Below are 12,099 nucleotides of genomic sequence, written 5' to 3'. Positions count from 1 at the left end.
ATCCGTACTTATTTTACAGTAATTTTAAAGGGTATATTTTGCGGAGGCAAACATTCATGATCATTGCAAACCATGAACTTTACTGTGCCCGATAGCGTGGTTTTTACATCTGCCCGAAGTTTTACTACCTGTACAAAATCAACCTTACCTTCAAAAAATAGTACCGTTAGCTTAAAAACCTGCTCATATTTACTGGCAACTTTACCAATTTCTTTTACATTACCTTGTAGCTGCGCTATCGGGTTAACTGCAAATGTAAACCTGGTAGGCACTGCGCCATTTTTCGGACTGACTTGGCTGTAAATATGCCAGGGCTGCTGCACCGTGGGCACCATGTGTACCTCGTAAGTTTTAGGGGCTATTTTTGTTGCGTAAAAATCCCATTTCACTACATCCGCTATATCTTGTGCTTTGCCTTTGGGTATCATTGCTACCAGCAATAACGCCACCATCATCAATTTCTTCATCCTCTTTTATTTGGTTTTTGTTTTGGCCGACATCAACGTAAGCTGTATGTAATTTTCTCCGTTTAAATATTGCGTTGCCGCTTGTTGCAGGGTTTCCGAAGTAGCTTTATGAAAATTGTACGGGTAATGTGCAATTACATAAGGATCGTCGCTATTAAAAAACTGAACGGACAAATAACCCGACCACCACTTGTAATCAAACGTTTCTACCTTGAGTTCCTTCTTCCGCTGATCAACATAGGCTTTCAAATCATCAGCAGAAACCGCTTTTTGTAAATCCTGAATTGTAGCTTTCACATCGGCAATGGTTTGACTGGTTTGTACATTTGAGCATTTATAACTTACATTTATCGCATATTGCGGTTTTGGATATTTGTTCAGTATAAGGTTAACCACAGCTTTATTTGCCCCATTAAATGCGGCAAGCTGGTTAAGTTTACTTTTCAAAACAGCGTTCAGCACCTTTAACTGAAGGACGACAGAATCTGTATGTTCATAAAGACCACTATAGGTTAAATTAACTGCCGATAGCGGCGGATTACCATTATAAATGGTTTTAACAATTTTTCCCTGCGGAATGAGGGCAGCCGTAGCATTAACTGCGTTTGCCGTTTGAGTTGAGGGCAGTGAACCCAGGTATTGCTCAAACATTCCCGCCAATTTTGCGGGCTCGTTCATATTATCGCCTTGCAGGTGCCCTGTAAAAATAAATGTAAAGCCGTTGGCGTTGCCAAAACATTTAGAAAATGCGTTGTAAACTTTATCCATGGTGATGCCATTGATGTCTTTGGCCGTCAAAACACTTCGATTTCCCCATAGAGTAGCATCTACAGTATCCTGAAAAACAGCGTAAGGATTTTTGCTGTCTTCACTCAGCTTATTTTTCAACTCTTTGATGTAAGCAGCAAAATAAGTGTCATCTTTTTTGGGGTGGGTAAAATACAGGGTGATAGCCTGTAATGCGGTTTCGATTTCTTCGCGCGTAAAAGTGCCGGTTATGATGCTTGCCCTGTCTGTTATTGTAGGGTTGATCACTACGTTTTTGGCATCAAGTTTCACCTTTAATTCGGCTGCATTAAGATCACCAAGGCCACAATGGCGAATAATCTCCCCTGCGTGAACGGCCGATTGGTAATCAGCATCATTAAGTAGTGAAGCACCGCCGGGACATATGGCATTTAGAACAATATCTTTTTGTGAATCATCAGCCCGCAAGACAACTTTTACGCCATTAGAAAAGGTATACTGCCAGGTCCGCAACTCGGCATATTTGGTTCGTTTTAATTTGTAATAGGCGTCCCTGCCCACCTCGGCAGGTTTGGTTTTCATTAGCCCGCCCCCCTGTGTAGGTACCGTGGCCGATGTTTGCGCATAGCTGTTAAAATGAAATAGCATCCCCGTAAGGGTAACTATCCCTTTCAATTTTTTCATCATACCCTTGTTAATTTATTACTTATTTAATGAGTTGCTCCAGTTTAGATTCTACTAATTCGCCTCTCAGGTTAACGGCGATCACTTTTCCGTCGGGACCAATTAAAAAGTTTGATGGAACTGCCTTGATGGCATATTGCACAGCAGTAGGATCCTGATAGCCCTTTAAGTTGGAAACGTTCATCCAGGGCACATCATCGTTTTCTAAAGCGGATATCCAAAGCGATTTATCATCATCAATGGAATAACCTAAGATTTCGAAATTTTTGCTTTTAAACCGGGAGTAAGCTTTTTTTAAATAAGGAAACTCAGCACGACAGGGTATACACCATGATGCCCAAAAATCAACCAATACATATTTGCCACGAAGGTCTGTCAGCTTAACAATTTTGCCCTCGACAGTTTTTGCGGAAAAATCCTGTAATGTTCCGCCTATCATTAGGTGAGCCAATCTTTCTAAATGTGCACCATATTCTTCACCCTCCTTAGTTGCCCTGATTCTTGGGGATAGCATTTGGTAAAGCTCTCTGATTTGGGGTATTTCGCCAGGATAAGTTTGCGAGAGGTCATTTTGAACATTAAATCTCAGGTTTAAAACAGCAAATGACATTTTTGAATCAGGGTACTGTTGGATAACGTTCTTGCAAACAGCGAACATTTCATCAAATTTTTTAGTGGAAAACAACTTGTTAGAAGCCGATTGAAATAGCACAGCCTGAGGCGATCCTTTCATTTTAGCATTTTTTAAATTGGTAATGCCATCAACCGTTAAAAGATCGCCTTTGCCGATGAAAAGTTGCAGGTCATCATTGTAAACACGTTTAGATATACTATTCCCGTAAGAAAGCGTTGCCTGATGTAAATCTGTATCTTTGATAGTTCCTGAAAACGCAAAAGCACCATCTTTCATCACAACTGAATCAGTGATCCATGATTTACTTGTTCCGTCAGAATAACTAAAGTAGGCTTTTTTATAAGCGGCTGCCGAAGCCGACACTTTACCCCTAAGGGTAAAGTTATCGGTTTGAGCCTTTAGTACCGCTGGTGCCAATAATAATATCGCAAAAATCTTTTTCATAGTGTTTTGTTTAGTAACAATTAAGAGCCTGTTTAAATTTTGTTCAACATATTTTCTATGCTTCTTTTACCGCATAAAAATTGTACTTTTTGTATTGGAACATCTTGCAAAAACAAGATTTACAGGCATAAAAGAAGCATTATAAATTTTCATTATAAAAATTTAAACAGGCTCTAATAGCCTGAGTTTTGAATCAAAAACGGATTTGCCAATAAAATCTCGGTGGTATATGGTAATAATACTGCCTTGGCGGTAAAAGTTGGCTTGAGCGGAAATAGTTCGGCATACGTCTTACCAGTGCGGTTCAAATCAAACCAGCGCAAGCCTTCTTCTGTCATCAGTTCCATTCTTCGCTCATTTTCTATTTTTGAAAGCATATCATCCTGGGAGGTTGCAATCAATGCGTCTGCCTTTGCCCTTGCACGAATCACATTAACATCAGCAAGGCTTCCGGCAATATTATTTTGCTGCGCTCTTGCTTCTGCACGTATGAGATATTGCTCGGCAAGCCTAAACATGACCTCATACTCGGTTGAGTCACCCGTGGTAGCCAGGCGGGCCTTATATTTATACGGATAGTAATCATTTGCCGCTGCATCAGTGCCCGCCTTTATCCAGTCGGCTTTACGAAGGTCGTTTGCTCCAAAAAGATTTATTAAACCAGGGCGCAGTTGATAAAAAACGGTTGTCGTCGGTAACGGAATAAATGTTGGCGCAAAATTTACAAATCCGTTAATGTTGTATAACTGCCAGATGGTTTCGGTGCTTCCTTTGATAAAAACCGCATTAGGATCAGTTGGCAGCGTGTATGTTCCGGAATTGATAATGGTTGTAGATGCTGCTTCTGCATTAATCCAGTCTTTCTTCTGTAAATAAATTCGGGCCAGTAATGCTGTCGCAGTATATGTATTGGCACGAACCCGATCCGCAGATGGATAAGCAGCCGGCAGCAATGCCTGAGCGTCCGTCAGATCCTGAATCATCTGCGCTATAGTTTGGCTAACCGGTGTATTAGGTATCTTTGATGATACAGCAACATTACTGGTTAATACCAATGGCACATTACCAAAGTAATTAATGAGGCGGTAATAACAAAAGGCCCGTAAAAACTCACATTCGCCTTTTACCTGTTTGGCTACGTCTGGAGTTAGTGTATTAGGCACCGCCAGTGCATCAAGTATCAAATTAGTATTATAAATGGCTTGATAATAGTTTTTATAGAAATCATAATCGGTGGTAACATCATAAGTGTTTTGCTGCGCCTGTAAAATTGTTGTACTTGATGCGGCGTTGGTTGCCAACACTTCATCAGAAAATAAAACCCCATTTGTTATGGTTGACGGAGCTGTATTATTCACTGAAGCATAGGCGCCTGCAAGTGCCGCAACTATACTTGCATCGTTATTCAGTGCAACCGAAGCCGCGATAACATTAGTCGGTATAGGTGTGGCAACAAATTTGTTGCAGGCAGATAGACCCAATAATAATATGGCAGTGAAAATGAATATGACATATCTAAGTTTACTTTGTATTATGTTTTGTTTCATTTCTAATGATTTAAAAGGTGAGGTTAATACCAAGTGTCAACGTTCGCAACGGCGGCAAAACACCATTACCAGTCTCAGGGTCAAGCAGATATACACTATTATTAAATGTATACACGTTTTGTGCCTGAAAAAAAACTTTAGCATTTTGAATATTTACCTTATGAATAATGCTATAAGGCAGACTGTAGCTAAAATTTATATTCCTCAACCTGAAAATATTGCTGTTCACAAAGTTTACATCACTTTGCTGAAAATTACGGGCCACATATGTTGCTGTTGATGTAGTGAATTTAGGCGTACTGGTATTTAGTTCGTCGCCCGGATTTTGCCAACGGCTCAAAACCTGGGTTGTACGATTGGCACCAATATTTCCAGACCGCGAAGCATTAATGGCCGGGTTATAACTATTAAAACGGGCGTAGTCAATAAAAAAACTTAATTGAAACCCCTTGTATTTGAAATCATTACTCATTCCACCCGTTAACGGGTCTTTGTTGCCGAGGATGACACGATCAGCAGTGTTAATGACACCATCGCTGTTTAGGTCTTTGTAAGTTGGAACACCCTTGTTTGATAAACCGTTAAAAACATAGCCTTGTATCGAGGTAATTGACTGTCCGACAAACAAAGTTTGGGCGTAAGCGGTATTTTGAATATTTGGAAAACTTAACAGCTTATTGTGACTAAAGGCAACATTAAACGAACTTTTCCAGCTGAATACTTTGTAATCCAAATTAATGGTATTTAGTGTAAACTCCCATCCCTGGTTTTGAAGCAAGGCCGGAAAATTTGCAAGATATGATGCGTAGCCTGTTTGCGTTGGTATTTGATATTGGATTAGCTGGTTATCGGTGCGGTTGCGAAAAAAAGAAGCTGTTGCTAATATTCGATCTCTAAATGCGCCGAGTTCAATGCCGAATTCTAACTTACGATTTTCTTCCCAATGAAAATTCGGGTTGGCTAATACACCAGGTGTTAGTGCATTACCCTGATAACTTGTAACACTGTTAGCCGGTGACACGCTGTAGGTAGAAATATATTGGTAATCTCCGACATTGTCATTGCCGTTGATACCATAACTAACTCGGATTTTTCCGTAGCTTAAAAAAGGCAGGCTTTTTTCTATTAATGCTTCTTTAGTGAAAATCCATCCAAAGCCAGCGGAACCAAAATTACCAAAGCGGTTATTTGGGCCGAAGCGCGATGAACCATCTCGTCTATAGCTTATGTTCGCTAAAAATTCCTGGTCGAAATCGTAGTTTAATCTTCCAAATAATGCCGTATACGCATACTGGCTATCTGAAGCTGAATAGCTGACCGTACCAGCCGAGCCCACATTATTGATTAGGGCTTCGTTTGTAAAATTATCACCATAGACTGTTGAGCTTGTGCTATTGGTTTTTTGAAATGACATACCTATCAGGAAGCCAATATTGCTTTTTTTATACTGCAGGTTGTAATTAATTTGTGGCTCAACGATCCAAGTATTGCTTTTATCATCCGCTACCTGCAAGTTACCGCTGGTATTTTCTGTAGGATCAAGTGATATCAGGGGATTGGTTTGGCGTTGTGAAACGACAGTGTTATTAAAACCGGCATCAACTTTTAGGTCAAGACCTTTCAATACTTTGTATGACAGCGTTGCATGACCATTATAAGTATCTGTCTCACTATGGAAGGGCTGCAGTGTATACGCATATGGAAATCCATTGACGCCCTGATAATTAGGAGCTCCTGTATCCGTATAAAGTGGATATGACGGTGCATTAAAAATGTTGCTGGTTAAATCCAAGCCCTGCAAATTCAAAGTGCTTACGCTATAACCAGAAATAATGCCCAATGTTAACTTTCCGTTAGGTGAAACATGGTTGGCATTTACACGAATAGATTTACGCTCATCATTCGCATCACCGGGAAAAACTGTTCCCTGGTTTTGATAACCTGCATCAGCATATATGGTATTGCCACCGGAACCGCCAGAAACCGAAATGTTGGCATTATTGGTAACGGCCGTACCTCCAATCAATTCTTTTTGCCAGTTATGCACATGTACTGTATCCCAGGTAAACAGATCGGGGGAATTGGCTGCTGTTTGCGTGATGACATTATTCTTTAAAGCTTCACGGCGCATGGCATTATATTGATGCACATCCAGCATATTATCGAAATGGGCGACCTTAGCAAAACCGGTATATGCGTTAAAGTTTACCGATGCGGCACCCGCCTTTCCTTTCTTAGTTGTAATTAAGATCACCCCATTTGCCCCGCGTGATCCGTATATTGCAGTAGCATCTGCATCTTTCAAAACAGTTATACTTTCCACATCTGCCGGGTTTATTCCTTCTAATCCGCTGATTCCGTTTACCCCCAGATTACTCCCATTCACTGCATTTTGAGTTTCCGCGATAGGTACACCGTCTAATATATATAAAGGAGAAAGCCCCGCTCCTATAGAATTGGCCCCTCTGATTCGCACAGTGGGCGCAGAACCCGAAACACCTGTAGTCTGTACGATTGACATACCAGGAACCCTGCCCTGTAAAGCCATCAACACGTTGCTGACAGGCTGTTTGGCAATTTCCTCGGCGTTTATCTGGGTAATGTTACCTGTATTTAAACGGCGGGTAGTTGTACCATAAGCAACAATCTGTACCTGATCCAACTGTCCAATAGCAGTTTTCATTTTTATAACCAATGGATTGGGCAAGCCCGAGACAATAAACTTGCGAGCAGCGTAGCCGATAAATGAAAACTGGATGCTATCTGTTTTATTGGCATCAATCCTAAATTCGCCAACATTATTGGTAACAACAAACGACAAGATTTGCTGTCCCAGGGAAGCTTGCCAAACCTTGACGTTTACCCCAGGCATCGGCAAACCTTCTTCATCCACCACACGGCCGGAAATTGTATATTGTGCAAGCACTGCTTTAACACGATCAAAAAAGGAAACCTCTTTAAGTTTAATTACGATGGTTTTATCTTCAATTGTATAATTTAATTGACTGTTGATCAGGCATTTATTCAATACATCTTTTAAAGCAGTATTGTTAAAGTTGGCATTAATTATCTGATCATTATTTTTACCCTCTCCAGACCATAGTATGCTGTAGCCGGTTTGTTTATTGATCTGGTTAAAAACCTGTTTTAAAGTTGCATCCCTTTTAACAAAGGTTATCCGTTGTGCCAAACCGACCGCACTTACGTTCATTAAAGTGGTAATGAGTATAACGATAACCAGTTTCATGATCCTAAGGAATTTATGGACATAGCATGAGGGCGTAGAAAAAATTTTTGTAAAATTTTTATACATTTGATTGTCTGTTTAAACTAAAAAATATTGTTCAAAGCTCTATTTGTATCGCCTTTGGCGAGTAGATTAGCAGGTACTTGATCAGGGGCGCGCCAATGCTCCTGATTGTTTTTCAGCTAACATTTCGGGTTAAGTTTTTATCTCTCCATATCGCATATTTAAAGATTAATTATGATCTTAATTCAGGTTACTTCATCACGATTATCTTTTTACCTTCAATTTTAAACTGTACTTGTTTGGTACGTTCCAGCATGCGCAGTACCTGGTTAGCACTGCCAAAATGAGTAATGATACCATTGAAGGGAATATTTTTCACATCACTGTCGGCGTATTCCACATCTACATCGTACCAGCGCGAAATTTTGCGCATAATGCTTTCCAGTTTTTCATCGGTGAAACGGAACATACCATCCTTCCAAGCAATGGCTTCCTCAGTATCTGCATTGTAAACAGCTAATTCATTATTAGCTAAACTGGCCTGTTGCCCTGGTTTTATTACTACACTATTACTGCCCGAGGTTACCTTAACACTTCCTTCTAAAAGCGTAGTTTTAACAGCTGGCTCGGCATTGTAAGCATTGATATTAAAATGAGTACCTAAAACCTCTACCATTTGGCTACCCGAGCTTACTCTAAATGGCATTACTTTATTGTGGGCAACTTCAAAATAGGCTTCGCCCGTTATTTCAACCTTACGATTAGCACCGTTAAACACCGTAGGAAATTTGATAGATGATGCCGCATTCAGCCAAACATTAGTACCATCGGATAAGGTCAAATGGTATTGGCCACCGCGTGGAGTGGCCATAGTATTATACGCCACTTCATTACTTCTGCCTGATCCTGCAACATATTGCACATCGCCCCTTGCTGTTTTGGTAATTGAAGCATTCCCTTGCTGCGCAATTTCGCCGTTCTGAATATTATCTAAGATGATCCGTTTTCCGTTGGCCAATGTTAGAATTGCTTTATTACCACCAGGTTTAATAAGCGTTGCCAGGTTTCGTGCCGATTGTTGTTCTGCCCGTTTATGAATGAGATAATACCCCCCAAAGGAAAGCAGCAGCATAATGGAGGCAGCAACCGCAACGCGTGGCCAAACTGACATTGGTCGAATTTGCCGCGCCAACTTGACACGGACCTGATCAACATCAAACTGAATATCTACAACTGATAAATCAGTCTTTAATTCTGAATTATAATTTAGATACCATGTTTCCAACAATGCAATTTCCCCGGAATTTGCTGTCCCGGCATTATACTTCTCAATTAAGGACTTAATTTGATCTCTATCCATTTTAAAACGAGCATATTTTGCCCTTAATAACAGTAAAGACCCTTAAGTTTACCTTAGGGTGTAGATAAATTTATAATTATTTAATAAATGATAAACAAGCGTAAGTTTTGTTCTAAAATTTAATCAAGAAAACCAAAAATGCGAATAACCCTAACTTAACACGGAGGATTTTAAGAGCATTATTCACTTGTTTTTTAACTGTAGGCTCGGCAATGTTTAATTGGCCTGCTATTTCTTTGTGGCTAAGCTGGTTTTTCCGGCTTAAAAGAAATATTTCTTTCATCTTAGGAGGCAAGGCATCTATTTCACGTTCAATAATAGCAGCTAATTGATTTTGACGAACCAGATGGTCGGTTATACAAACACCACGATTAACAGATTCCTGTATTGAGGTTATATATTTTTCCTGATGCTGTTTATGCGCGATGTGTTTAAATATACGATTACGTATAGCTGTATTTAGGTAGGCAGATAAACTAGTATAGAAGTTCAACTTTGTACGGTTGTTCCATATTACGCTAAAAAGCTCCTGTAAAATATCCATGGCTTCCTCACGACTACGTAACTTGTTATATGCGTGAAGGTATAATGGGCCGCTATATCTATTATAGATTTCATTATATGCGGTATGGTCACTTTCTCTTAACAGAGAAACCAATTCCTGGTCTGTTAGTGTTTGATAGAGTGCCATATCGTTTACAATAACGAATATAAAAATTTATTAACAATCTATCATAATACCCTTTTTATTTAAGACATTTTTAAATTTAAAGTTGGTGTAAATTATGAAAAATGCGAACCTGTTAGTAGGTTGGTTTTACCACAAATCAAACGATGCAAACAAGGTTTACAGAGATGAACTATCCGCAATGGGAAGTTGTCAAAAAAAGCTTGGAAATACAAGGGCGGAATCGAAAATACCCACTGCGCAGGCAGTATTTAAAATCATTTAAAAAAGCGATATTGATCTTCGTTACAGAAATATCTGAAATGTTATACTGCAAAAGCATAAAATCTTTGGCCTGCATTAAGCAGGTTTCATAACGTTGCAAGGTGCTTTTTTCAAACTCCTGCCCCACAAGGCTGCGCATCTTTTTGTTGTGGTCTTCAAATACGGATAGCAAGGTACGTGCTTTTTCTTCCTTGCCGATAAAACGGCTTTTCAAGGTTTCAGCGGTAATTGTTTCGTCTGCTTCCAACATCCGGCGTTGGAGTTCCAGAATTTTAAATTGGATACCATTTAAAAAAGCATTTAATGTACTGGCATCCGCTTTTGATCCGGTAGCCCGGCCAGTAGCAACATCCCATCTTTCAGGATCACATTTGCGGCTGACAGCAAATTCGGTACGCTTGCCGTCCACGGTTAAACGTAAATAAATTGCATTTCCCCTGACCGGTAATTTTTAGGCTTTCTTAGGGAAAAGAGCAAAGAGAGGGTAGTTCTCATGGCTTTTGATTAATTAAAAGTGGATAAAATTGATTAATTAATCATTAGAAATCAAGATATTCAATAACTGAACAAGCTGCAATACAACTTTTTACAGGTTAATTCGTGAGTTAGTAAGCAAACCCAAAAATGACTCCCTTTTACTTTGTGAAAAGATGAATAATTTGGTATTCCCTAAAAACAAAAAACCCCTTAAACGATGTCATTTAAGAAGTTTTTACTGTTTTCAATATTGAAAAAGCGGAATGGACGGGACTCGAACCCGCGACCTCCTGCGTGACAGGCAGGCATTCTAACCAGCTGAACTACCACTCCGTTTGAGGTTGCAAATATAGCTTTGATTTTGGTTTCTGCAATCTTTTTTGAGAAAAAAATTAAGCTACAGAACCTTCTTTTAGCTTTTCGGCATTTTCGGCAAATTGTAGCGCATCAATGATTTCCTGGATATCGCCATCCATAATGGCGGGCAAGTTGTACAACGTTAAGCCAATACGGTGTTCGGTTACGCGCCCTTGAGGATAATTGTAGGTACGGATTTTAGCCGATCTGTCTCCGGTTGAAACCATTGTTTTCCGTTTGGCGGCAATGTCGCCGTTGTGCTTTTGCAGCTCGATGTCGTACAATTTACTGCGCAGCATTTCCATCGCCCGGATGCGGTTGCCCAATTGCGAACGCTCGATCTGGCAAACCACCACCATGCCGGTTGGTTTGTGCGTGAGCTGAACTTTGGTTTCTACCTTGTTTACGTTTTGTCCGCCTGCACCGCCTGATCGCGAAGTCTGCAACTCCACATCTGCCGGGTTCAGGTAAAAATCTACTTCTTCTGCTTCCGGCAAAACCGCAACAGAAGCGGCAGAAGTATGTACGCGGCCCTGCGTTTCGGTATCTGGAACGCGCTGCACACGGTGAACGCCCGATTCGTATTTCAACAAACCATAAACATCTTCGCCGGTAACTTCGATAACTACCTCTTTGTAACCGCCGGCAGTGCCTTCGGTAATATCCGCAATATTATATTGCCAGCCCTTTTTCTCGAAATAACGCGTGTACATCCGGAATAAATCGCCGGCAAAAAGGGCGGCTTCATCGCCGCCGGTTCCGCCACGGATTTCGAGGATGGCATTTTTAGAATCTTCCGGGTCTTTTGGGATCAGCATCAGCCTGATTTTCGATTCCAATTCTTCCTGCTTCGCCAAAAGTTCGTCGAGTTCGGCTTTAGCCATCGCTTTAAACTCCTCGTCTTTCTCGTTGTCCAGGATTTCGCGGTTTGCATCAATATTGCTCATCACGTTCTCGTAAACGTGATATTCGTCCACCACTTTGCCCAACTCTTTATATTCGCGGTTTAGCTGCGCGTAACGCTTCATGTCTTTGGTAACCTCGGGGTTGCTCAGTTCAGATTCTACGTTTTGCCAGCGCTGTTTAATCGCCTCTAATTTATCTAACATATTGTTTTTTGAAGACGGAAGCTTGTGCCGCTAATCCTGCTATTCAGATTGGCAATGCTTCTTTTATCGGG

General features: G+C 40.5%; 9 protein-coding genes and 1 tRNA gene. All 10 read right to left on the bottom strand.

Annotation, left to right across the window (positions count from 1 at the left end; all coding sequences use genetic code 11):
* Positions 1-8: 8 nt before the first annotated feature.
* On the bottom strand, positions 9-467 hold the full coding sequence (locus tag V5804_RS13475) for a sugar transporter (protein ID WP_369591921.1): 459 nt from the start codon (positions 465-467) through the stop codon (positions 9-11).
* A gap of 6 nt (positions 468-473) precedes the next feature.
* Entirely contained in the window at positions 474-1,796 is a 1,323-nt protein-coding gene (locus V5804_RS13470) for a M16 family metallopeptidase (protein ID WP_369591920.1), read from the bottom strand.
* A 124-nt stretch (positions 1,797-1,920) separates the two neighbouring features.
* Complete coding sequence (locus tag V5804_RS13465; RefSeq protein WP_369591919.1) at positions 1,921-2,976, bottom strand: redoxin domain-containing protein; 1,056 nt, start codon at positions 2,974-2,976, stop codon at positions 1,921-1,923.
* A 173-nt stretch (positions 2,977-3,149) separates the two neighbouring features.
* A complete protein-coding gene (locus V5804_RS13460) occupies positions 3,150-4,523 on the bottom strand; it encodes a RagB/SusD family nutrient uptake outer membrane protein (RefSeq protein WP_369591918.1) in 1,374 nt (457 codons plus the stop codon).
* Between the two features lie 10 nt (positions 4,524-4,533).
* Complete coding sequence (locus V5804_RS13455) at positions 4,534-7,770, bottom strand: SusC/RagA family TonB-linked outer membrane protein (protein ID WP_369591917.1); 3,237 nt, start codon at positions 7,768-7,770, stop codon at positions 4,534-4,536.
* Positions 7,771-8,023: 253 nt separating this feature from the next.
* Complete coding sequence (locus V5804_RS13450) at positions 8,024-9,133, bottom strand: FecR family protein (RefSeq protein ID WP_369591916.1); 1,110 nt, start codon at positions 9,131-9,133, stop codon at positions 8,024-8,026.
* Positions 9,134-9,245: 112 nt separating this feature from the next.
* On the bottom strand, positions 9,246-9,824 hold the full coding sequence (locus tag V5804_RS13445; RefSeq protein WP_369591915.1) for an RNA polymerase sigma factor: 579 nt from the start codon (positions 9,822-9,824) through the stop codon (positions 9,246-9,248).
* Between the two features lie 169 nt (positions 9,825-9,993).
* Positions 9,994-10,494 (bottom strand): Arm DNA-binding domain-containing protein, encoded by a 501-nt coding sequence (locus V5804_RS13440; protein WP_369591914.1) that lies wholly within the window; start codon positions 10,492-10,494, stop codon positions 9,994-9,996.
* A 327-nt stretch (positions 10,495-10,821) separates the two neighbouring features.
* Positions 10,822-10,895, bottom strand: a tRNA-Asp gene (locus V5804_RS13435).
* Positions 10,896-10,954: 59 nt separating this feature from the next.
* Positions 10,955-12,028 (bottom strand): peptide chain release factor 1, encoded by a 1,074-nt coding sequence (prfA, locus tag V5804_RS13430; RefSeq protein WP_369591913.1) that lies wholly within the window; start codon positions 12,026-12,028, stop codon positions 10,955-10,957.
* Between the last annotated feature and the right edge of the window lie 71 nt (positions 12,029-12,099).

It is taken from the genome of Mucilaginibacter sp. (assembly GCF_041088075.1).
GTDB lineage: Bacteria > Bacteroidota > Bacteroidia > Sphingobacteriales > Sphingobacteriaceae > Mucilaginibacter_A.
Note: the sequence above shows the minus strand (reverse complement) of the source record. Positions and strands in the feature narration are given on the sequence as shown.

What these genes read in the sequence shown, in the direction of transcription:
- V5804_RS13475 (WP_369591921.1), bottom strand. Translation starts at nt 467, where the DNA reads ATGAAGAAATTGATGATGGTGGCGTTATTGCTGGTAGCAATGATACCC.
- V5804_RS13470 (WP_369591920.1), bottom strand. Translation starts at nt 1,796, where the DNA reads ATGAAAACCAAACCTGCCGAGGTGGGCAGGGACGCCTATTACAAATTA.
- V5804_RS13465 (WP_369591919.1), bottom strand. Translation starts at nt 2,976, where the DNA reads ATGAAAAAGATTTTTGCGATATTATTATTGGCACCAGCGGTACTAAAG.
- V5804_RS13460 (WP_369591918.1), bottom strand. Translation starts at nt 4,523, where the DNA reads ATGAAACAAAACATAATACAAAGTAAACTTAGATATGTCATATTCATT.
- V5804_RS13455 (WP_369591917.1), bottom strand. Translation starts at nt 7,770, where the DNA reads ATGAAACTGGTTATCGTTATACTCATTACCACTTTAATGAACGTAAGT.
- V5804_RS13450 (WP_369591916.1), bottom strand. Translation starts at nt 9,133, where the DNA reads ATGGATAGAGATCAAATTAAGTCCTTAATTGAGAAGTATAATGCCGGG.
- V5804_RS13445 (WP_369591915.1), bottom strand. Translation starts at nt 9,824, where the DNA reads ATGGCACTCTATCAAACACTAACAGACCAGGAATTGGTTTCTCTGTTA.
- prfA (WP_369591913.1), bottom strand. Translation starts at nt 12,028, where the DNA reads ATGTTAGATAAATTAGAGGCGATTAAACAGCGCTGGCAAAACGTAGAA.